Source organism: Pseudomonas benzenivorans (assembly GCF_033547155.1).
GTDB lineage: Bacteria > Pseudomonadota > Gammaproteobacteria > Pseudomonadales > Pseudomonadaceae > Aquipseudomonas > Aquipseudomonas benzenivorans_B.
In genome coordinates this window covers 1,750,075-1,772,797 of the sequence record NZ_CP137892.1, presented here as the reverse complement: position 1 = coordinate 1,772,797, position 22,723 = coordinate 1,750,075, and the positions used below count along the sequence as shown (strand labels likewise).

At 66.2% G+C, this 22,723-nt stretch carries 14 protein-coding genes; 8 read left to right on the top strand and 6 right to left on the bottom strand.

What is annotated here, in order from left to right; all coding sequences use genetic code 11:
• Positions 1-22: 22 nt before the first annotated feature.
• Positions 23-2,182 carry a type I secretion system permease/ATPase gene (locus tag SBP02_RS08205; RefSeq protein ID WP_318645893.1) on the top strand — a complete coding sequence of 720 codons (2,160 nt, stop codon included), beginning with the start codon at positions 23-25 and terminating at the stop codon, positions 2,180-2,182.
• Between the two features lie 276 nt (positions 2,183-2,458).
• A complete protein-coding gene (locus tag SBP02_RS08200; RefSeq protein ID WP_318645892.1) occupies positions 2,459-3,817 on the top strand; it encodes an HlyD family type I secretion periplasmic adaptor subunit in 1,359 nt (452 codons plus the stop codon).
• 102 nt (positions 3,818-3,919) lie between these two features.
• Here the strand turns inward: SBP02_RS08200 and SBP02_RS08195 are convergent, their stop codons facing one another.
• A complete protein-coding gene (locus tag SBP02_RS08195) occupies positions 3,920-4,297 on the bottom strand; it encodes a DoxX family protein (protein ID WP_318645891.1) in 378 nt (125 codons plus the stop codon).
• A gap of 307 nt (positions 4,298-4,604) precedes the next feature.
• Here SBP02_RS08195 and SBP02_RS08190 point away from each other — a divergent pair, with 307 nt between their 5' ends.
• The 3 genes from SBP02_RS08190 (at position 4,605) to SBP02_RS08180 (ending at position 10,050) form a co-directional block, all read left to right on the top strand.
• Positions 4,605-5,936 carry a deoxyguanosinetriphosphate triphosphohydrolase gene (locus tag SBP02_RS08190; RefSeq protein WP_318645890.1) on the top strand — a complete coding sequence of 444 codons (1,332 nt, stop codon included), beginning with the start codon at positions 4,605-4,607 and terminating at the stop codon, positions 5,934-5,936.
• A 3-nt stretch (positions 5,937-5,939) separates the two neighbouring features.
• Entirely contained in the window at positions 5,940-6,995 is a 1,056-nt protein-coding gene (locus tag SBP02_RS08185) for an FUSC family protein (RefSeq protein WP_318645889.1), read from the top strand.
• A gap of 97 nt (positions 6,996-7,092) precedes the next feature.
• Positions 7,093-10,050, top strand: coding sequence for an HD domain-containing phosphohydrolase (locus SBP02_RS08180; RefSeq protein ID WP_318645888.1), 2,958 nt, complete (start codon positions 7,093-7,095; stop codon positions 10,048-10,050).
• A 55-nt stretch (positions 10,051-10,105) separates the two neighbouring features.
• Here SBP02_RS08180 and SBP02_RS08175 read toward each other — a convergent pair whose 3' ends face one another.
• Entirely contained in the window at positions 10,106-10,447 is a 342-nt protein-coding gene (locus tag SBP02_RS08175; protein WP_318645887.1) for a YggL 50S ribosome-binding family protein, read from the bottom strand.
• A 232-nt stretch (positions 10,448-10,679) separates the two neighbouring features.
• On the opposite strand from SBP02_RS08175, the gene dacB reads away from it, so the two are divergent.
• Complete coding sequence (gene dacB / locus SBP02_RS08170) at positions 10,680-12,116, top strand: D-alanyl-D-alanine carboxypeptidase/D-alanyl-D-alanine endopeptidase (protein WP_318645886.1); 1,437 nt, start codon at positions 10,680-10,682, stop codon at positions 12,114-12,116.
• A 48-nt stretch (positions 12,117-12,164) separates the two neighbouring features.
• Here the strand turns inward: dacB and rlmKL are convergent, their stop codons facing one another.
• Positions 12,165-14,432: a bifunctional 23S rRNA (guanine(2069)-N(7))-methyltransferase RlmK/23S rRNA (guanine(2445)-N(2))-methyltransferase RlmL gene (rlmKL, locus tag SBP02_RS08165; RefSeq protein ID WP_318645885.1), complete on the bottom strand. Its 2,268-nt coding sequence runs from the start codon at positions 14,430-14,432 to the stop codon at positions 12,165-12,167.
• Between the two features lie 429 nt (positions 14,433-14,861).
• Here rlmKL and rmf point away from each other — a divergent pair, with 429 nt between their 5' ends.
• Positions 14,862-15,077 (top strand): ribosome modulation factor, encoded by a 216-nt coding sequence (gene rmf / locus SBP02_RS08160; RefSeq protein WP_318645884.1) that lies wholly within the window; start codon positions 14,862-14,864, stop codon positions 15,075-15,077.
• A 111-nt stretch (positions 15,078-15,188) separates the two neighbouring features.
• On the opposite strand, the gene SBP02_RS08155 is transcribed toward rmf, so the two are convergent.
• Together SBP02_RS08155 and SBP02_RS08150 are read right to left on the bottom strand one after the other, a co-directional pair.
• Positions 15,189-16,211, bottom strand: a complete 1,023-nt coding sequence (locus SBP02_RS08155) for a quinone-dependent dihydroorotate dehydrogenase (protein ID WP_318645883.1) — start codon at positions 16,209-16,211, stop codon at positions 15,189-15,191.
• A gap of 80 nt (positions 16,212-16,291) precedes the next feature.
• Positions 16,292-16,513 carry a DUF2835 domain-containing protein gene (locus SBP02_RS08150; protein ID WP_318645882.1) on the bottom strand — a complete coding sequence of 74 codons (222 nt, stop codon included), beginning with the start codon at positions 16,511-16,513 and terminating at the stop codon, positions 16,292-16,294.
• Positions 16,514-16,663: 150 nt separating this feature from the next.
• Between SBP02_RS08150 and SBP02_RS08145 the strand changes: the two genes are divergently transcribed.
• Positions 16,664-17,572, top strand: coding sequence for a DUF6685 family protein (locus SBP02_RS08145; protein WP_318645881.1), 909 nt, complete (start codon positions 16,664-16,666; stop codon positions 17,570-17,572).
• 45 nt (positions 17,573-17,617) lie between these two features.
• Here SBP02_RS08145 and SBP02_RS08140 read toward each other — a convergent pair whose 3' ends face one another.
• Positions 17,618-22,483, bottom strand: coding sequence for an NAD-glutamate dehydrogenase (locus SBP02_RS08140; protein ID WP_318645880.1), 4,866 nt, complete (start codon positions 22,481-22,483; stop codon positions 17,618-17,620).
• Between the last annotated feature and the right edge of the window lie 240 nt (positions 22,484-22,723).

Here is a 22,723-nt window from a genome sequence, read left to right as displayed (position 1 = left end):
CCGGCCCGAGGAGCAGTAATACGTGACGAGCATGGAACAGACCGGGTCCGCCAGTGATCCGCGCTTGAGCCACGACGATCCGTTGCTCGATGGCCTGCTGATTCTCTGTCAGCTGCACGGTTGCACGGCGAGCCGCGCGAGCCTGACGGCCGGTCTGCCGATGCCCGAACAGCGTCTGAATGCCGAGCTGCTGACCCGCGCGGCGGCTCGCGCCGGCCTGCAAGGGCGACTGCTGAACCGTCAACTGGATGCCATCTCGACCTTGAACCTTCCGGTGCTGCTGCTGCTCAAGGGCGGACGCAGTGCGGTACTGCGCAAGTGGGGCGACAAGGGCCAGGCGCTGATCCTGCCCTGCGAGGCGGAGGGCGGCGAGCAGTGGGTCAACCGTGAAGTGCTGGCCGGCGAGTACAGCGGCCAGGCCCTGTTCGCCCGCCCCCGGCATGAGCTGGAAGAAGCACGTCAGCCACTGGTTCCTCGCATCGACGCCTGGTTTCGCGACACCCTGAAGCTGTCGCGCTGGCTCTACTCCGACGCCATGCTCGCCAGCCTGCTGATCAACGCCCTGGGCCTTATGGTGCCGCTGTTCGTCATGCAGACCTATGACCGGGTGGTGCCCAACCAGGCCACCGCGACCCTCTGGGTGCTGGTCATCGGCCTGTTCATCGGCAACAGCTTCGAGCTGCTGCTGCGCGTACTGCGCGCGCACCTGCTGGATAGCGCCGGCAAGAAAACCGACGTGGTGCTGTCGGCCACGCTGTTCGAGCGCATCAGCGGCATGGCGATGAAGGCGCGGCCTGCCACGGTTGGCGGTTTCGCCCAGAGCATCCACGACTTCCAGGGCCTGCGCGAATTCCTCACCGCCGTGACCCTGACCAGCCTGATCGACCTGCCGTTCGCCTTGCTGATGATCGCGGTGATCTGGCTGATCGGCGGCTGGCTGGTGCTCATTCCGCTGCTGGCCTTTCCGCTCACCGCGGTGTTCGCCCTGATCATCCAGTCGCGTCTGCGCGACACGGTGCAGAGAAGCCTGGCACTCGCCTCGCAGCGCCAGGCCCTGCTGATCGAAACCCTCGGCGGGCTGGAAACCCTCAAGGCCTTTGGCGCCGAGAGCGAGCGTCAGCATGAGTGGGAGAAAATCCACGGCGCCGTCACCCGCCTGGACAGCCACGCTCGCTTCCTGTCGGCACTGGCGACCAACGGCACCCTGTTCCTGCAACAGCTCTCCGGCATGTCCATCATCGTCGCCGGGGTCTACAGCATCATCGCCGGCGACCTCAGCGTCGGCGCCCTGGTCGCCTGCTACATGCTCGGCAGCCGGGTGCTCGCGCCACTGGGACAGATCGCCGGGCTGATCACCCGCTACCAGCAAGCCCGCCTGACCATGACCAGTACCGACGCACTGATGGCCCTGCCCCAGGAACGCCAGGCCAAACAGCGGCCCCTGGAGCGCACCCAGCTCAAAGGCGAGCTGGACATACGCCAGGTGACCTTCCGCTACCCCAACCAGAGCGCGCCGGCGCTGGCCAACGTCAGCCTGCGCATGGCCGCCGGCGAGCGTATCGGCATCATCGGCCGCAGCGGCTCGGGCAAGAGCACCCTGGCGCGCCTGCTGATGGCCCTGTACACGCCCGAGGAGGGCCAGATCCTGCTCGACAACCTCGACCTGCGCCAGCTCGACGTCGCCGACCTGCGCCACCAGATCGGCTATGTCGCCCACGACCTGCCGCTGCTGGCCGGCAGCCTGCGCGACAACCTGACCCTCGGCGCCCGCTACGTCAGCGACGCGCGCATGCTCGAGGTCGCCGAGCTGACCGGCGTCAGCGATTTGGCCCGGCAGCATCCGCAGGGCTTCGATCGGCCGGTCGGCGAGCGCGGTCAACTGCTCTCCGGCGGGCAACGCCAGGCCGTGCTGCTGGCCCGGGCCATCCTCCTCGATCCGCCCATCCTGCTACTCGATGAACCCACCAGCGCGATGGACAACAGCAGCGAAGAGATCCTGCGCAACCGCCTGCATACCTGGGCCCAGGGCAAGACCCTGCTGCTGATCACCCACCGCGCCTCGATGCTCAACCTGGTGGACCGCCTGGTGGTATTGGACAACGGCCACATCGTCGCCGACGGCCCGAAGGAGTCGGTGATCGAGGCCCTGCGCAAGGGCCGCGTCGGCCCGGCGGCGGTCTAGGGTCTGTTCCCGTTTCACTTGCGGTCGCGCCGGAGCCGGTTTGTGCGCGAGGCCAGGCACGAGACACGAAGTTTGGTTGTTCCAAATAAGTGTCGAGAAACGCAGCATCGCGCAAAACCCGGCCCGGCCCGCTGGGTTGTGCGGGAAATGGTCCCCGCTGTTGTTGCAGGACTTGGCAAGGGAATAACCATTACCTGCGTCCTGCGCCTAACCGGGGACCATTTCCCGGGGCAACGCGCCTCGCGATGAAACGGGAACAGACCCTAGGACATGCCCATGCAAGCCAATCAGTCGACAAGCGATTACTTCTCCAGCCTGCGGCGACAGAAGCTGGACACCGAGTTCATGCCGGAGGTCGAGGGCACCGTGCTGGAAGCGCCCCCCTGGTTCTCGCGAATCACCCTGTGGCTGGTCGCCGCCTGCCTGCTCGCGGCTTTGGTCTGGGCACATTTCGCCGTGCTGGAGGAAGTCACCACCGGCGAAGGCAAGGCGATTCCCTCGAGCAAGGTTCAAGTCATACAGAATCTCGAAGGCGGCATCGTCAGCGAGATTTTCGTGCGCGAAGGCCAGGTGGTGAACAAAGGCGATGTGCTGCTGCGCCTGGACGACACCCGCTTTCTCTCCAACCAAGGCGAAACCGAGGCCGACCGCCTGGCGCTGATCGCCCGCATCGAACGGCTGAGCGCCGAAGCCGAGGGCCGGCCCATGGACCTGCCGGACGACATCGCCGCCAGCGCACCGCAACTGGCCGAGGACGAGCTGGCCTTGCACCGCTCGCGTCAGGAGCGCCTGCAGAGCGAACAGCGCACGCTCGGCAAGCAGCTGCGGCAGAAGGAGCAGGAACTGGCGGAATTCCGTTCCAAAGCCCAGCAGTACCGCTCGAGCCTCGGCCTGCTGCAGCAGGAGCTGAACATGTCGCAGCCGCTGGTCGCCAGCGGCGCGATCTCCCAGGTGGAGATCCTCCGCCTGCGCCGCAGCGCAGTGGAGGCCCGCGGCTCGCTGAATGCCACCAACCTGGCCATTCCCCGGGCTGAGGCCGCCATCGGCGAAATCAAGAGCAAGATCGAGGAGTCCGAGTTGGCCTTTCGTGCCGAAGCCTTCAAGGCACTCAACGAAGCGCGTACGGAACTGAAGAAGATCACCGCCACCAGTTCCGCCATCGAGGACCGGGTCAGTCGCACCACGGTGCTTTCCCCGGTCAAGGGCGTCATCAAGCAACTGAAGATCAACACCATCGGCGGCGTCGTCCAGCCCGGCAGCGACATCCTGGAAATCGTGCCGCTGGAAGACAGCCTGCTGGTAGAAGCCAAGGTGCGCCCCCAGGACGTGGCCTTCCTGCACCCGGGACAGAAGGCCATGGTCAAGTTCAGCGCCTACGACTACACCATCTACGGCGGCATGAAAGCCAACCTGGAGCTGATCAGCGCGGACACCATCACCGATGAAGAAGGCAACAGTTTCTACCTGATCCAAGTGCGTACCGATAAGAGCCACCTGGGCAGCGACGAGCAACCGCTGCTGATCATCCCCGGCATGATCGCCACGGTCGACATCATCACCGGCGAGAAAAGCGTGCTGGACTACCTGCTCAAGCCCGTGCTCAAGGCCCGCGCCGAAGCGCTGCGCGAGCGATAAGGACACTTAAGGGCCAAGGGGCCGTGCCAGAGCCGTCGCCTCTGCGTACGCAGCCGGGGCGACGGCTCACCTCAATTGCCACGACAGCCTGCAGTCAGACTTTTATCGACCACGCATGGCATCGATGCTGATGGCCCCCGCCCCATGCACATACAGCATGAGCAAGCCACCGGCCATGGCGAAATTCTTCATGAACAGGATCATCTGCATCTGTTCGTCGAAGTTCGTGTGAAAAATCACTGCGGCCGCCACCGAGAAGCCGGCCAACGCCAGGGCTGCCCAACGGGTGAGAAAACCGAGTATCAGGGCCAGGCCGCCGCCTACCTCCAGCAGTATCACCAGCGGCAACAACGCCCCCGGCACCCCCATGCTTTCCATGTAACCCTGAGTGCCGGCGTAGCCACCGATCTTGTTGATGCCAGCCAGTAGGAAAATATGTGCGAGCAGCAGTCGAGCGAGCAAGACGATTGCATTGTTCATACACTCACCTCTAAGAGCGGATACCGCGTCATCCAGCGCCTAATACACAACGCCCACCTCAACGGAGCTAGGCCAATCGGGGTGCGCGGACACACTCGAACAGCGCCACGGTTCAACGGCATAACTGGCCAAATGCTTTCATCGGCACCCAGAATTGACCCTAGCAGTGCCGATCCCTGCCCGCCAGGCACGACCCGCTTATGCCGAACCGCGACGGCCGCCACAGCACAACTCCACGCGAGGCTTGCGGCCGCTCACGCTAACCCGGAAGCTAGAACCATCGGCCACTGAATGGCGAGGACCGGCCTTGGACTGGCAAACCCTGCTCACCCGCGAACGACTCGGCAAACCGGCGCACAGCGCCGACGAACTGGGCCGCAGCCCCTTTCACAAAGACCACGACCGCATCATCTTCTCCGGTGCCTTCCGCCGCCTGGGGCGCAAGACCCAGGTACACCCGGTCTCGAGCAACGACCATATCCACACGCGCCTGACCCACTCCCTGGAAGTCAGCTGCGTCGGCCGCTCCCTGGGCATGCGGGTCGGCGAGATGATCCGCGACGCCCTACCCGACTGGTGCGAGCCGAGCGATCTGGGCATGGTCGTGCAGTCAGCCTGCCTGGCCCACGACATCGGCAATCCGCCGTTCGGCCACTCGGGCGAGGACGCCATTCGCCACTGGTTCCACCAGGCCGCCGGGCGCGGCTGGCTGGACGCCATGAGCGAGGCCGAGCGCGCCGACTTCCTCAACTTCGAGGGCAATGCCCAGGGCTTTCGCGTACTCACCCAGCTGGAGTACCACCAGTTCGACGGTGGCACCCGCCTGACCTACGCCACCCTCGGCACCTACCTCAAGTACCCCTGGACGGCGCGTCACGCCGAGGCGCTGGGCTACAAGAAGCACAAGTTCGGCTGCTACCAGAGCGAGCTGCCGCTGCTCGAACAGATCGCCCACAAACTCGGCCTGCCGCAACTCGAGGAGCAGCGCTGGGGCCGCCATCCGCTGGTGTACCTGATGGAGGCGGCCGACGACATCTGCTATGGCCTGATCGACCTGGAGGACGGCCTGGAGATGGAGCTGCTCGACTACAGCGAGGTCGAGGCCCTGCTGCTCGACCTGGTCGGCGACGACCTGCCGCAGACCTATCGCCAGCTCGGCCCCCAGGATTCCCGCCGGCGCAAGCTGGCGATCCTGCGCGGCAAGGCCATCGAACACCTGACCAACGCCGCCGCCCAGGCCTTCGTCGCCCAGCAGCCGGCCCTGCTCGCCGGCACCCTGCCGGGCGATCTGGTCGAGCATATGCACGGCCCGGCCAAGCGCTGCGTGCAGAGCGCCAAGGCCATGGCACGACAGAAGATCTTTCAGGACAAGCGCAAGACCCTGCACGAGATCGGCGCCTACACCACCCTGGAGATCCTCCTCAATGCCTTCTGCGGCGCGGCGCTGGAGCAGCAGGGCGGTCGCTCACCGTCGTTCAAGCATCGGCGCATCCTCGACCTGCTCGGGCACAACGCCCCGCACCCGGACTGGCCGCTGCACAAGTCCTTCCTGCGCATGATCGACTTCATCGCCGGCATGACCGACAGCTACGCTACTGAAATGGCCCGCGAAATGACGGGACGCTCGAGCCCGGTGTAATAGATGAGACAGCTCCTGCGCGAAACCTTCAGCTGGCACGCCGGCCCACCCGCCTGGGGCGCGGCGATGGTGGCCGGGCTCGGCTGTGCACTGCCCTTGCTGTTGGGGCTGTTCAGCGGCCATACCGGCTTCCTCTGGGCCTCTGTCGGGGCCTTTCAAGCCGCCCAGGCCAGCCCCCTGCATCGCTTCGGCATGCTCAGGATGCTGCTGCTCACCGGGCTCGGCGCCTGCAGCGCCGCCCTGGGCTTCTGGTCGGCCGGCGACCCGCTGCTCGGCCTGGGCCTGTTCGCCAGCTTCGGCATGCTGCTGGCCTGGCTGCAACGCTTCGGCAGCGAGGCCGGCAAGATGGGCCTGGGCCTGGTCGTCTGCCTGTGCCTGGGCCAGGGTCAGCACGGCATCGGCAACCTCAACAACCCCCATGCGATCGCCACCCTATTCATCCTCGGCGGCCTCTGGGCCATGCTCCTGGCATTCGGCCTGCGCGGCCTGCATGGCCTGCGCATGTGGCCGTACATGCCGCGCTTCATCAGCATCCTCAGGGTACTCAGGCGCCACGCCAGGCGCCTGCCCCGCCGGCAGTGGCGTTTGCACGCCCTGGGCTGCACTCTGGCCATGGGCCTGGCCGGATTGGTGGTCAGCCTCGCCGGGCTGCACCACGGCTACTGGCTGACCCTCACAGTGCTCACCACCCTGCAACTGGAGTTCCAGGGCAGCCTGGTGCGCGCCTTGCTAGCGAGCCTGGCCAGCATGACCGCGGCCGGTCTGTTGATTCTGCTCGGCCACAGCCTGCAGGACCCGACGCTGATGGTACTCAGCCTGATTCCCTTGATCATGCTCAGCCGAGCACTGCAGGCCAGCCATTACGCCCTGTTCGTGATGCAGAGCGCCATCGGCTTCGTCCTGCTTGCCGAGAGTCTCTCCCTGGACTGGCAGCTGGCCCAGCTGCGCCTGCTCAACGTCCTGTTCGGCGTGGTCCTGGCGCTGTTCGTGGCGCTGCTGGTATACGGCCTGCGTCAGCTGCTGGAACGGCGCACGCCACGCAGCGCGGCGGCCCCTTGAGCGACCGGCGCGGCAGCGGCATGACCGTTGCCCGGCGCCTCTAGCCCCCCTCCACTATGCTTAGGAGCTCAACGGCGCAACCGATGGAGTGAGCGCTATGCCCCGCAGATTCTGGCCCCGCGACCGCCGGTTTCCCCTGCATGTGCACATCAGCCTGCTCTTCACCCTGCTGCTACTCCTGACCGGCACCTTGCTCGGGCTGTTCAACCATCGGCAAACCACCCAGATCATCTTCGCCAGCAGCACCAAGCTGTTCGAGCAGGTCCAGCAGAACGTCCAGCTCGACCTCGAGCACACCTACCAGCCAATCCGCCAACTGCTCAGTCTGCTGGCCCTCAACGAGGCCAGCCAGGCCGGCAACCTGCCGGGCCGCCTGCCCCTGCTCAAGCCCTTCGCCCAGGCCCTGCGCGACAACCCGCAGATGGCCTCGCTGTACCTCGGCGACGACGACGGCGACTTCTTCATGGTCCGGCCGCTGCGCGACGAGGCCATGAAGCTGCGCTTCTCCGCGCCGGACAACGCGGCCTTCCAGGTCTGGTCGATCGACCGCAGCGCCGGGGACGTCGAAGCCGCCTATCTGTTCTACGACGGCTCGTTGAACCTGATCAGCCGCCGCGCCCGTCCTGAGGAAGACTACGACCCGCGCACCCGCCCCTGGTACCGCCGCGCCCGGGTGGACGGCGGCCAGATCACCACCGCCCCCTACGTGTTCTTTGCCAGCCCCGAAGTCGGCACCACCCTGGCCAGGCGCAGCGGCCTGACCCGGGTAATTGCGGCAGACCTGACCCTGGCCGAACTGTCCGCCACCCTGACCGATCAACAGATCACCGCCAGCAGCCAGATCCTCCTCTACGACCCCGCCGGCAATGCGGTGGCCTACCCCGACAGCGCCCGCCTGACGATGATGATGGATGGCGAGGCGATACTCAGCCCGGCCCGCGAACTCAGCCCCGAAATCGACGCCCTGCTGGCCGATGACACCGGCGAGCTGCAACAGAGCGTGCTCGAGCTGGGCAAGCGCCGCTGGGTGGCCTCGCGCAGCCGCCTGCTGGAAGGCGGCCCCCAGGGCCTGTTCCTGGCCCTGCTGGTGCCGGAAGACGAGCTGCTGGAGGACGCCTACCGCATGCGCTGGCAAGGCGCGCTGATCACCCTGACCACCCTGCTGCTATGCCTGCCGCTGGGCTGGCTGACCTCGCGCATCGTGGCCAAACCGCTCAAGGCCCTGGTCGCCGAAGCCGAGGCGATCCGCCGCTTCGACTTCAAGCAACCCACCAGCGGCCACTCGCCGGTACTGGAGGTCGACCAGCTGGCGGTGTCCATGAAACAGATGAAAGAAACCATCGCCAGCTTCCTGGAGATCGCCGCCAGCCTGTCCGCCGTGACCCGCTTCGACACCCTGCTCGAACGGGTGCTGGAGGAAACCGTGGGCATCAGCCAGGCCCAGGGCGGGCTGATCTACCTGATCGACGCCGACAAGGGCCGGCTCGAACCCCGTGGGCTGTTCCTCGACGGCCAGCGCCACGACCTCGCTCGACACGACATCCCCGGCTACGAGGTGAGCGCCGACGCATTGCCGCAGTGGCTGCGCGGCCCGGCCGGCGGTGGCCCCAGCACGGTGCTGTCCCTCGGCTTCGACCAGGCCGGCGACTACCGCAGCCTGCTACGCGCCCTCGACAGCCCGCGGGTCCATCTGGTCGCCGCCGGCCTGCACAACCGCCAGGGCGACACAGTCGGCGTGCTGGTACTGTTGCACTGCGACCGCGGCGAGACCGACGAGCCGGCCATGCCGCGCCGCGAACGCGTGGCCTTCGTCGAGGCGGTCTCCGGGGTCGCCGCCCTGTGCATCGAGAGCCAGCGCCTGCTGCTGCGGCAGAAGAAGCTGCTCGATGCCATCATCCAGCTGGTCGCCGGCGCCATCGATGCCAAGAGCCCCTACACCGGCGGCCACTGCCAGCGCGTGCCGGAGATCGCCCTGATGCTCGCCCGCGCCGCGGCGGACAGCGACGATCCGGCCTTCCGCGACTACCGGCCGACTGCCGAGGAATGGGAGGCCCTGCATATCGCCGCCTGGCTGCACGATTGCGGCAAGGTGACCACCCCCGAGTACGTGGTGGACAAGGCGACCAAGCTGGAGACCCTGTACGACCGCATCCACGAGGTGCGCATGCGCTTCGAGGTACTCAAGCGCGACGCCTGGATCGCCTACTGGCAGGGCTGCGCCGAAGGCGGCGAGGCGACGCGGCTGGCCGCTCTGCGCGACGAGACGCTGAGCCGCCTGGACGAGGACTTCGCCTTCGTCGCCGCCTGCAACCTGGGCGGCGAAACCATGGCCGAGGCCGACCTGCAGCGGCTCCGGCAGATCGCCGCACGCACCTGGACCCGCACCCTGGACGACCGCCTCGGCGTGTCCTGGGAGGAGGCCCGGCGCCAGCAGCGCCGCCCTGCGCAGGAACTGCCGGTGGAGGAAGCCTTGCTGGCCGACAAGCCCGAGCACCTGGTCGAACGCCCGGCCGACGAGCTGATCGCGGCGGACAACCCCTGGGGCTTCCGCCTGGAGGTGCCGCAGTACAAGTTCAACCGCGGCGAACTGCACAATCTGAGCACCGGGCGCGGCACCCTGACCGACGAGGAGCGCTACATCATCAACCACCACATAGTGCAGACCATCCTCATGCTCGATCGCCTGCCCTTCCCGCCGCACCTGCGGGAGGTCAGCGAGATCGCCGGCGGTCATCACGAGAAGGTCGACGGCAGCGGCTATCCGAAACGCCTGCGCCGCGAACAGATGAGCCTGCCGGCACGGATGATGGCGATCGCCGACATCTTCGAGGCGCTGACCGCGGTGGATCGCCCCTACAAGAAAGGCAAACTGCTGTCGGAGTCACTGACGCTGATGGCCGAGATGTGCCGCACGGGGCATATCGACCCCGAGCTGTTCGGCCTGTTCGTGCGGGCGCGGGTCTATCGCGAGTATGCCGAACGCTTCATGCAGAAGGCGCAGATCGATGCGGTGGACGAGGCAGAGGTGCTGGCCAAGGCTGGCCTGGCGGGCTGAAAGCAGGCGGTGGAAGCGCTCGGGCATGCCTGGCGCATGCCCGAGCCGGGGGACATCAGGCCGGATTGATCGGGTTTTCCGGGTACCAGACATCCAGCAGCGGGCTGGCGCTGAAGTCGATCAGCTCGCTACGGCCCTTCAACCAGGCCTCGACCTGGGCGCGCTGCGCCTCGCTCACCGAACCACGCTTGGCCAGGCAGACCAGACCGTAGTCGTCGCCGCCGACGTAGCCCAGGCCGTTGGCTTCCATGGCGTCACGCAGGAACTGGTCGAGGAAGTCGTCGACGGCCTCGTCAGTCAGGTCCTCTTTGAAATTCAGGTTCAGCTCGAAACCCAGCTCCTGGAACTCATCCACACAGAGTTTCTTGCGCAGACGACGGGAACGGTTGGTAGCCATGGAAGGATCCTCAAGAGTAATTACGCGCGGCACTCTAACAGCTTGCCGGCAAACATGCCCGCTTCAGCGCCCGCCTCTTTCGGGGGTGCAAAAAAGTCCTTCACGCCGGTCGCCGGACGGCCCTGGCGCAATGGCCTTCGGGCATAATGCTGGGCTATTTGCCCGAACCGCCGTGGGACCTTTCGCCTATGTCACGCGTTACCCCCTGCCCTTGCCCAGAGGGCGTCAGCCCATGACCCGCACCCTGCGCCACCTGCTGATCGCCAGCCTGCTGCTGCCGCTCGCCCTGCCCCTGCACGCCGCCGACAACAGCCGTCTGCCGAGCCGGGTCGAGAAGGCCCTGAAAGCCAACAAGATCAACCCCCGCGCCCTGTCGGTGGTGACCCTGCCACTCACCGGCCCCGGTACCCGCACGGTGATCAATGCCGACATCTCGGTCAATCCGGCCTCGGCCATGAAACTGGTGACCACCTACGCCGCCTTGGAGCTGCTGGGCCCAACCCACCAGTGGACCACCGAGTTCCACACCGACGGCCCTCTCAAGGACGGCGTGTTGCAGGGCAACCTGTACCTCAAGGGCGGCGGCGACCCCAAGCTGAACATGGAAAAGCTCTGGTTGCTGCTGCGCGACCTGCGCGCCAACGGCGTACGCCAGGTCAGCGGCGACCTGGTGCTCGATCGCAGCCACTTCGTGCAACCCAAGCTGCCGGTGTTCAACGACGACGGCGGCGACGCCAACAAGCCCTACCTGGTCACCCCCGATGCCCTGCTGGTCAACCTCAAGGCCCTGCGCTTCATCGCCCGTGCCGAGAACGGCAAGGTGCACATCGCGATCGAACCACCGATCGCCGATATCCGCATCGACAACCGCGTCAAGCTGCTCAAGCCGGGCAAATGCCCCGGTTGGCCGGACGTGCGCTACAACCCGGTGACCCAGTACGACGGCACCACGGTGATCGTCAGCGGCCAGCTGGCCGAAGGTTGCAGCGCCCAGACCTACCTGTCGCTGCTCGACCACCCGGACTACGCGGCGGGCGCCGTGCGCGCCATCTGGCAGGAGCTGGGCGGCAGCATTCTCGGCCAGGACCGCCTCGCCGATGTGCCGAAAAGCGCCCGCCTGCTGGCCCGTGCGCACTCCCCCGACCTGGTGGAGATCATCCGCGACATCAACAAGTACAGTAACAACACCATGGCCCGTCAGCTGTTTCTCAGCCTCGGTGCGCAGTTTCGCAACGCCGCCGATGGCGACGATGCCAAGGCCGCGCAACGGGTGATCCGCGCCTGGCTGGCACGCAAGGGCATCACCGCCCCGCATCTGGTGATCGAGAATGGCTCGGGCCTGTCACGGGCCGAGCGGGTCAGCGCCCGCGAACTGGCGGCGATTCTCCAGGCCGCCTGGAAGAGCCCCTATGCCGCCGAGTTCATCAGCTCCATGCCGCTGGTGGGGATGGACGGGACCATGCGCAAACGCCTGAAAGGCACCGCCCTGGAGGGCCAGGCCCATATCAAGACCGGCACCCTGAACAATGTGCGCGCCATCGCCGGCTACAGCCGCGACAGCAACGGCCACAGCTGGGCGGTGGTGGCCATCCTCAACGACCCCAGGCCCTGGGGCGCCTCGGCGATACTCGATCAGGTCTTGCTCGACCTGTACCGGCAAGCCAAGTGAGGTCACGGGCGGGCCGTCCGAGATAGAGGGACTGCCCGCCGGCATCGATCAACCGCGCGGGGTCAGGCGCCAGGCGCGGTGGATCTTCGGGTTGCGGGCGAAGTCCGGGTCCAGGGTGTCGGCGCTGATCTCTTCCACCCCGTAGCGCGCCGCCAGCCCCTCATCGAGCTGGAACTTGCGGAAGTTGTTGGAGAAGTACAGCACGCCGCCCGGCGCCAGACGGGCCATGGCCAGGTCCAGCAGCTGCACGTGGTCGCGCTGCACGTCGAACACCCCCTCCATGCGCTTGGAGTTGGAGAAGGTCGGCGGGTCGATGAAGATCAGCTCGTACTCGCCGCGATCCTCGGCCAGCCAGGCCATCACGTCGCCCTGCTCCAGCCTGTGCTTGTCCGAGTAACCATTGAGCGACAGGTTGCGCCGCGCCCAGTCCAGATAGGTCTTCGACAAATCGACGCTGGTGGTGCTGCGCGCGCCGCCCTTGGCCGCATGCACGGTGGCCGTGGCGGTGTAGCAGAACAGGTTGAGGAAGCGTTTGCCCGCGGCCTCGCGCTGGATGCGCAGACGTAGCGGACGGTGATCGAGGAACAGCCCGGTGTCGAGGTAGTCGGTGAGGTTGACCAGCAGCTTGGCGCCGCCTTCGGCAACCTCCATGAACTGGCCCTGACTGCCCTGGCGCTGATACTGCTTGGTGCCGGTTTGGCGCTCGCGGCGCTTGATGATCACCTTGCTCTTGTCCACGCCCAGCGCCTGGGGGATCGCCGCCAGAGCGTCGAACAAACGCGCCTGAGCCTTCTCCGGGTCGATCGAGCGGGGCGCGGCGTATTCCTGCACATGCACCCAGTCGCCGTAGAGGTCCACCGCCAGGGCGTACTCCGGCATGTCGGCGTCATACAGCCGGTAGCACTCGACCCCCTCCCGGCGCGCCCACTTGCCCAGCTGCTTGAGGTTCTTCTGCAGGCGGTTGGCGAACATCTGCCCGCCTTCACTCAGGCGGGCCTGTTCGACAACCGGGGCCGGCGCCGGCTTGATCGGGTTGCCGTTCTTGTTGTACTGACGCGCCTGGGGCTCGGCCTGCGTCTTGGCGATCTCGGCCTGCTCACGCTCGCGCTCGCGCTGCTCCGGGGTGCGCCGCTCGCCGGTGACGAACTGCTCGGGCTGCACCTTGATCAGCAGCAGCTTGCACGGCAAGGCGCCGTTCCAGAAGGCGTACTGCTTGTGGCTGCGGATGCCCATGCGCTTTCCCAGTTCCGGGGCGCCGGTGAACACCGCGGCCTCCCAGCCCAGACAGGCCTGACGCAGGCGCTCGCCGAGATTCTGGTAGAGATACAGCAGGCTGGCCTCGTCGCCGAGACGCTCGCCATAGGGCGGGTTGCTGATCACCAGTCCCTTTTGGGCCTGGTCCGGACGCGGCTCGAAGGTGGCCAGCTCGCCTTGGTAGACCTTGACCCAGTCGCTCAAGCCGGCCCGCTCGATGTTGTTGCGCCCCGGCTGGATCAGGCGCGGATCGGCCTCGTAACCGCGAATCCACAACGGCGGCTTGGCCAGACCGGCGGCGGCCCGCTCCTGCGCCTCGGCATGCAGCTTCTTCCACAGTGCCGGCACGTGCCCCAGCCACTGGTCGAAGCCCCAGTGCTCACGCTTGAGGTTCGGCGCGATGTCCGCGGCCATCATCGCCGCCTCCACCAGGAAGGTACCGACCCCGCACATGGGGTCGGCCAACGCCCCGCCCTCGGCGGCGATGCGCGGCCAGCCGGCACGGATCAGGACCGCAGCGGCGAGGTTCTCCTTGAGCGGCGCGGCGCCCTGCTGCAGGCGATAACCGCGCTGGTGCAGGCTATGGCCGGACAGGTCGAGGGAAAGGATCGCCTCGCCGCGCTCCAGACGCAGGTGCACGCGCAAGTCGGGATTGAGCTTGTCGATCGAGGGCCGCGTACCGTCGGCCTGGCGCAGTTTGTCGACTATGGCGTCCTTGACCTTGAGCGCGCCGAAATGAGTGTTGTCGATGCCCGAACCGTGACCGCTGAACTCCACGGCCAGGCTGCCGCCCGGCTCCAGGTGCTCGAACCAGTCAACCGCCAGTACGCCCTGGTACAGGCTCTCGGCATCCCGTACGGGAAACCGCGCCAGTACCAGCAATACGCGGTTGGCCAGGCGCGACCAGAGGCACAGGCGGTAGGCACTCTCCAGCCCGGCCTCGCCACGAATGGCGGCGGTCTGCTCGCGCGCGCCCTCTAGCCCCAATTGGCTGGCCTCTTCGAGCAGCAAGCCTTCCAGGCCCTTGGGGCAGGTGAGAAAGAGTTCGTAGCGATCCGACATGAAAATATCCAGTGCCTAAGGCAGTGAGCGGCGAGCGCGTGAGGCGACACGGCCAAAATAAGTGACAAAAAGTCGCAATGCGACCCTTCGTCGGAATAAAAAACCCTCGCAATCGAAATCCAGTTGCGATGGCACAACACCAGCACGGGCGGCGCAAACGCCCAGCCCGTGCGGGGTCTTGCAGAACACCGGCGAACAAGTCGCCGAGCCTTATGGTCTCACCCTCGGAAGCATTACGCCCTTATGACAAAACGATCATTCACAGGCCCCCGAGCATTAGATAGAAATCTACCTAGGCCGTCGCCGCAATGGCGAAGGCACAGGACGCTCGCGACGCCGGCAGCGGGCTCCGCTGGCAGACTCTTTTTTCTGCCTGGCCTCGCCACGAGGTCTACGGGACATAACAGTCAACAGTGAGGGCAACACCCTATGAGAAGACTTAAGCGTGATCCGTTAGAAAGAGCTTTTTTGCGCGGCTATCAGTACGGTATCAATGGCAAATCCCGCGAACTGTGCCCCTTCACCCTGCCTTCGGTTCGTCAAGCCTGGATGAACGGCTGGCGCGAAGGCCGTGGCGACAACTGGGATGGGCTGACCGGGACCGCCGGTATTCATCGACTCAACGAACTTCACGCTGTCGGCTGATCGAGTAAAGGAACCTACCGTCTTTACCAAGCACGCCCCAGTTCGGGCGGCGGGCGCAAGCCCAAGGGCTCCCTCAGGGAGCCCTCTTTATTTCCCGCCAGCCAATCCCTCTCAGCGTTGCGCGGCCACTATCGCATCGACGGCCTCGCGGATCAGTGCCGGCCCCTTGTAGATGAACCCCGAATAGATCTGCACCAGACTGGCCCCCGCGGCGATCTTCTCGGCGGCATGGCGGCCCTCGGTGATGCCGCCCACGGCGATGATCGGCAGACGCCCGGCCAACTCGCCGGCCAGCACCTTGACCGTCTGGGTGCTCTTGTCCCGCACCGGCGCACCGGACAGCCCACCCGCCTCGTCGGCGTACTCCAGCCCCTTGACCCCGTCCCGGGACAGGGTGGTGTTGGTGGCGATCACCGCATCCATGCCGGTCTCGAGCAGTGCCGCGGCCACCTGGGCGGTTTCCTCATCGCTCATGTCCGGGGCGATCTTGATCGCCAGCGGCACCCGCTTGCCGTGCTGCCGGGCCAGGTCCTCCTGACGCGTGCGCAGGGCCTCGAGCAGCTGCTTGAGCGAGTCGCCGAACTGCAGGCTGCGCAGCCCCGGGGTATTCGGCGAACTGACGTTGACCGTCACATAGCTGGCGTGGGCATAGACCTTGTCCAGGCACAGCAGGTAGTCGTCCACCGCACGCTCCACCGGGGTATCGAAGTTCTTGCCGATATTGATGCCCAGCACGCCCTCGTACCGGGCCGCCCGCACCCGCGCCAGCAGATGGTCGACACCGTGATTGTTGAACCCCATGCGGTTGATGATCGCCGCGGCCTCGGGCAGGCGGAACAGCCGCGGCTTGGGGTTGCCCGGCTGCGGGCGGGGCGTCACGGTGCCGATCTCGACGAAGCCGAAGCCCAGCTGGGCGAAGCCGTCGATGGCATCGCCGTTCTTGTCCAGGCCGGCCGCCAGGCCGACCGGATTGGCGAACTCCAGGCCCATGACCTTGACCGGCAGACTCGCCGGCGCCTTGGTCAACAGACCATTGAGGCCCAAACGACCGCCGGCACCGATCAGGTCGATGGACAGCTCGTGGGAGGTTTCCGGGGAGAGTTTGAACAGCAGCTCGCGGGCCAGGTTATACATGCTCAGCTCGATAGTGGCGAAATCGCAAAGGCGGCGATTATACAGGCCACGCCACCTGGCAGCGAGGCGCACGGCCGGCTTCAGTCCAGGCGCCGCAGGCTGAGCAGCTCGCCCTGGGGGCTGAACTCCAGGGCGAAGGCGCCGTAGACCCCTTCATGGCTCAAGAACGGGCGGATATGATGGGCCGGCAGACTGACCCGTCGACCATCACGGCTCTCCAGCAGGATACGGTTGGCGCGTCCTTGGTAGACTGCACGCAACCGCTCGGCAGAGAGCGCGATATCCAGGAGTAGACAGGGCATGGAGGCACCTAAGCAGATGAATCCGGTAATCTTGCCACAAGCGCCGCACCGGTCCCTGCTCACCCGCACCGACTGGCCCGCGCCTGCCCGTGCAGTGCCGGCTCGCCTCTGCCACACTGACACGGGTGCCCCTGGAGTTCCTAGTCGGCCATGAGTTTGTCCCAGCAGCCCAGTTCCCTGAGTTCACGCCTGACCGCTCTGGCCCAGCGCCTGGGCCTGATCGGCCGTGGCCAACGGCAGATACTCGAACGCGCCAGCCAGCTGCGCCTGCCTTTCAGCGCGCTGACGCCCCCCCGCGAGAGCATCTGCTGGCAGGAGGGACCACAACTGCACCGCCTGGTCGACCTGCCGCGCGATGCCCTGTCCGGACCGGTGCAGGAGGACAAGGCGCAGGCCCGCGCCACGCTCATGCGCGTGGTCGAACTGGAGAAGCGATCCATGGCTTCGCTGGATCTGCGGCAGATCGAGGGATTCTGCTGCGGCGATCCGCAGCAGGCTGCTTTCACCAGCTTCGAGCAGTACGCGGCCAGCCAGACCTGCCGCCCGGTGCGCATCATCAGCTACAAGGACTTCATCAGGACCATCAGCCTGGCCCTGCCACGCTTTCTCGCCGGAGAACGCATCGAACTGCGTCAGGCCGACTGGCATGGCCAGCGCCTGTTCTGGGCCGGGGAACAGCACGGAGAGGCCTTCGCCTGCGCGGTCGCCTATGCACGCCGACGCGGGCTGGAGATCACCCTGCCAGCCGACCTGGCCCACTACCGCCTGAGCCTCGACGGCCTGGCGCAGCTGCAGCAGCACTACCATGTCCACGCCATGCCCGGCGCCGCCTGGAGCGACCCGACCTTCATGGGCCTGCTGCTGGACAAGGGCCTGCCCTATGCCCGCCTGTCGCTGCAGCGCAGCCCCGGTGCCGCCGAGTACCTGCTATTGCCCAAGCACTCGGCCGAGGCCCGGGCCCTCGGCGAGGGCCTGCGCCTGGCCGGCGCACCGGATGTGGTCGCCCACCTCAAGACCCTGACCGACAGCCGCCCGCACACTCGAACCGCAGCGGAATAAAAAAGCCCCGCACTAGGCGGGGCTCGATGACGCATCAGCCGCTACTCAGGGAATGCACACCCCGTGCTGGGCGCTCTGAGCCAGGTCCATCAGCTCGCGATTGGCCACCGCATACATGGCGTAGTCGGTCCCCGTCGCCGCGCGCAGCTCGCCCAGCATGGACTTCCAGCGGTTGACCAGCAGGCGATGCTGGTCCAGCCAGTGGGCCACGCGCGCCTCGATCTCCTCCGGCCCTTCGGCCATCTGCAATACGGAAACGGTGATCGCCCGCTGCTGCCAGTCCAGATCGTCGCGGAAGGCTTCCCGCGCCAATGCTTGCCAGTTGTTTTCCACCGGCAGGCTGGAGATCTGCTGCAGGTACCAGGACAGCTCCAGGGCTCCGCCCCCCACGGTGAAGTAGGCCGCGGCCACCTGGGCCGGCTCCTGGCCGGTGACATCCGAGGCCTCGATGATCGGCAGCAGGGTGTACAGGTGGCTGGTGCCGGCCACTACCCGCGCCAGCTCCTCCGGCACACCGGCCTCGACATAGCCCTGGAAGCGCGCCAGCCACTGTTCCCGCGCCGGCCCTTCGAGCAGCTCGTCCAGGCACAGCGCCAGGGCTTCGACGCGCGGTGCGAAGTGCGCCACGTCGCGCGCCGCATCCAGCTCGTTGCGCCGGCTGCGCAGGAACCAGCGGGTCGCGCGGCGCCCCAGGCGCATCAGCTCGTCCATCATCTGCAACTGCAGCTCGGCCGGCACCTGGTGGTCCAGCGCCTCGATCTGCTGCCACCAGTGCGGCAGGCGGAACACGTCACGCACTATCACATAGGCCCCGGCCACGTGGGCCGCCGTCATCCCGGTGCTTTCCTTCAGGCGCTGGACGAAGGTGATGCCCATGTGGTTGACCAGGTCGTTGGCAATCTGGGTGCTGACGATCTCGCGCTTCAGCCGATGGCTGCGCATGGCCTCGCCGAACTTGTTCGCCAGTTGCGGCGGGAAGGCGGTCTCCACCTCGCGCGCCAGGTACTCGTCGTCCGGCACCGTGGACTTGAGCAAGGCTTCCTTGAGGTCGATCTTGCTGTAGGAGATCAGCACCGACAGTTCGGGACGGGTCAGGCCATGGCCGCTGGCCACGCGCTCGGCCAACTGTTCATCGCTGGGCAGGTATTCCAGGGCCCGATCCAGCTTGCCGGCCATTTCCAGCGCGCCGATCAGGCGGCGATATTCGCCGATCCGCTCGCGGGCGCGGCGTTGCGCCAAGGACAGCGCCTGGGTCTGCTTGTAGTTGTTGCCCAGCACCAGGTTGCCGACCGCGTCGGTCATCTCGGCCAGCAGCTTGTTGCGCTGCTTGCCGGTCATGTCGCCGGCGGTCACCACCTCGTTGACCAGGATCTTGATATTGACCTCATGGTCGGAGCAGTCCACACCGCCGGCGTTGTCGATGAAGTCGGTATTGCTGGCGCCGCCGCACAGGCCGAACTCGACGCGGCCGAGCTGGCTCATGCCGAGGTTGCCGCCCTCGCCCACCACCTTGGCACGCAGTTCGTTGCCGTTGACCCGCAGGGCGTCGTTGGCCTTGTCGCCGACGTCGGCGTGGCTCTCGCTGCTGGCCTTGACGTAGGTGCCGATGCCGCCGTTCCAGATCAGGTCGACCGGCGCCTTGAGCAAGGCATTGAGCAGCTCGGTCGGGGTCAGCTTGTCGGCCTGGATGTCGAAGCGCTCCTTCATCTGCGGACTGATCGCGATGCTCTTGGCGCTGCGCAGGAAGATGCCGCCGCCGGCGGAGATCAGGCTGGTGTCGTAATCGGCCCAGGACGAGCGCGGCAGGTTGAACAGGCGCTGACGCTCGATGAAGCTGCTGCCGGCATCCGGATTGGGGTCGATGAAGATGTGCAGGTGGTTGAAGGCCGCCACCAGCTGTAGCTGCTCGGACAGCAGCATGCCGTTGCCGAACACGTCGCCGGCCATGTCGCCGATGCCGATGACCGTGATGTTGTCCTTCTGCACGTTGATGCCGCGCTCGCGGAAATGCCGCTGTACCGAGACCCAGGCGCCCTTGGCGGTGATGCCCATGCCCTTGTGATCGTAGCCGGCCGAACCGCCGGAGGCGAAGGCGTCGCCGAGCCAGAAGCCGTAGTCGGCGGCGATGCCGTTGGCGATGTCGGAGAAGGTCGCGGTGCCCTTGTCCGCGGCGACCACCAGGTAGGGGTCGTCTTCGTCGTGGCGCACCACATTGGCCGGTGGCACGACCTCGCCTTCCTTGAGGTTGTCGGTGATGTCCAGCAGACCGGAGATGAAGATGCGGTAGCAGGCGATGGCCTCGGCCTGGACCTCGTCACGACCGCCGCCCAGAGGCAGGCGGCGCGGAACGAAACCGCCCTTGGCGCCGACCGGCACGATCACCGCGTTCTTCACCTGCTGGGCCTTGACCAGGCCGAGCACCTCGGTGCGGTAGTCCTCCTCGCGATCCGACCAGCGCAGACCGCCACGCGCCACCTTGCCACCGCGCAGGTGCACGCCCTCGACTCGTGGCGAGTAGACGAATATCTCGTACTTGGGCACCGGCTTGGGCATCTCCGGGATGGCCCGCGGGTCCAGCTTGAAGCTGAAATAGTCCTTGGCCTTGCCCTTGGCGCCCGGCTGGTAGTAGTTGGTGCGCAGGGTCGCCTTGATCAGGTCCAGATAGCGACGCAGGATGCGGTCTTCGTTGAGCACCGCGACATTGTCCAGGGCGGCGAGGATGGCCTGCTCGAGCTTCTGCTGCTTGTCTTCCAGGTCCTCGGCGCTGAGCTTGCGCGCCAGGTAGAAGCGGGTCTTGAACAGGCGCACCAGCTCGCGGGCGATGTCCACGTGGTTGACCAGGGTGCTGGCGATGTAGCCGAGGTCGAAGCCCAGACGGATCTGCTTGAGGTAGCGGGCATAGGCACGCAGCAGCGCCACGTCGCGCCAGGCCAGCCCTGCGGTCAGTACCAGACGGTTGAAGGCGTCGTTTTCCGCCGCGCCCTGGCTGATGCTGACGAAGGCGTCCTGCAGGTTGTCGTTGAGCTCCTGGATATTGATGTCCAGGTCTTCGGCATGGGTGAAGGAGAAGTCGTGGATCCAGTACTCGCGGCCGTCCCTGTTGCGCATATGGAAGGGGAACTCGCCGAGCACGCGCAGGCCAAGGTTCTCCAGGATCGGCAGCACATCGGACAGCGGCAGCGGGGTGTCGGCATGGTAGAGCTTGCAGTGCAGCTGACGGTGACCCTGGGTCAGGGGCCGGTAGAAGCTCATCACCAGGGGGCGCTTCTCGTTAAGCTCGAGCAGGTGCTCCATGTCCACCACCGCCGAGTGCGGCGCGAAGCGCTCGCGGTAGCCGGCCGGGAAGCCGCCGGGAAAGGCGGCCAGCACGTTGGTGCCCTGGGCTTCGCCGAAGTTCTCGACGATCAGGCTGGCATAGTCGTCCTTCCACGAACGGCAGGCCTGGATCACCTCCTGCTCGAGGCGCTGCGGGTCGATCTGCACCTTGCTCTTGGGGTCGACGCGCAGGATGAACTGCACCCGCGCCAGCACCGACTCGGAGAAGAAGGTCCAGAACTCGCAGTCGCTGGCCTGCAGGCGTTCCATCAGTACCTGCTGGATCTTCTGGCGGATTTCGGTGGAGTAGATGTCCCGCGGCACATAGGCCAGGCAGTAGTAGAAGCGACCGTAGGGGTCCTTGCGCACGAACACCCGCAGCTTGTTGCGCTCCTGGATCTGCACGATGCTCATGGTGGTGCTGAACAGGTCGTCGACCGGGGTCTGGAACAGGTCGTCGCGCGGCAGCACTTCCAGCACCTGCTCCAGTTCCTTGCCCTGGTGTCCCTTGCTGTCGAAGCCGGAGCGCTGAATGATCTCGGCGACCTTGCGGCGGATATAGGGAATGCGGTTGACGCTGGCGGCATACACGGCCGAGGTGTAGAGGCCCATGAAGCGGCACTCCTTGACCACCTGGCCCTTGCTGTTCAGCTCGCGGATGGAGACGAAGTCCGGGTAGGCCGGGCGGTGCACCCGGCTCGGCTGCGCGGCCTTGGCGAAGGACAGCAATAAGGGCTCGCGCAGGTAACTGACCGCCTCCGGCTCGATATGCAGCTCGTCGCTCTTGAGCCCGCTGCGCAGGGTCTTGGACAGGCCGAGCAGGGATTTCTCGTCATACACCAGGGCGCCGCCACCGGCCTCGTCGACGACGGTGAACTCCTCGTAACCGAGGAAGGTGAAATTGTTGTCCAGCAGCCAGGTCAAGAACACCTTGATCTCGTCCACTTCGCCGGCGTCCACCTTGAGCTTGGCCTTGTCCAGCCAGGCCAGCAGTTCGTGGGCCTTGGCCTTCATCGGCTCGAAGTCGGCCACCGCCAGGCGCACGTCGCCGAGCACCTCCTGCAGGGCCGCCTCCAGGGTGTGCAGCTCGGCCTGGCTGGCGCAGCGATCGATCTCCAGGTACATCAGCGCCTCGAGCTGCATGTCCTTGGCCTGCCCCCCCTTGGGCAACAGCTCCACCAGCTCGCCGGCGGCGTTGCGGCGCACGTTGAGCACGCTGTTCTGCAGGGTGTGGATGCTGTAGCCACGGCGATTGAGCTCCATGCGCACCGAGTCGACCAGGAACGGCTGGTCGCGGTGCAGGACCTCGACGGCGGTATGGGTCGACTGCCAGCCGTGCCGTTCGTAGTCCGGGTTGAACACTCGCACTTCGGTGTGCGCAGGGTCGAAACGTGCCAGCAGACGCCAGGCCGAAAGCGTGCAGCCGACCAGGTCGGAGAGGCGCCGCTCGGTGAGTTCCTCGAGAGAGATGATGCCGAAGAATCGCTCGGCAAACAGGCTGATCTGGGACAGGGCCTGCTCACTGACGTGCTGCGCCAAGGCCGCTTGCAGTTGTTGCTGGAAGTCGGCTTTGCTGGCAGCCGTAAAGAACGCCATGGTTGTGCTCCATTTGGCTTGTGATTCGACTTAAGGCAGTCGTGGACCGTGACTGACACCGCAACGTTGTAGCTCAACGTTAGTTCATGCAGAGGCTGCTACCTCAACCGAGCCCCTCTACACCCAGACCGGGCCCAAGACCCACTGGTCACATTTGCCGACGAGCTTAACGAGCGAGGCCCGTGCCGCGCTTCTGGCGCTGCGACATTTTCTTTCAAGGCTGCTCCCAAGCAGGCCGCA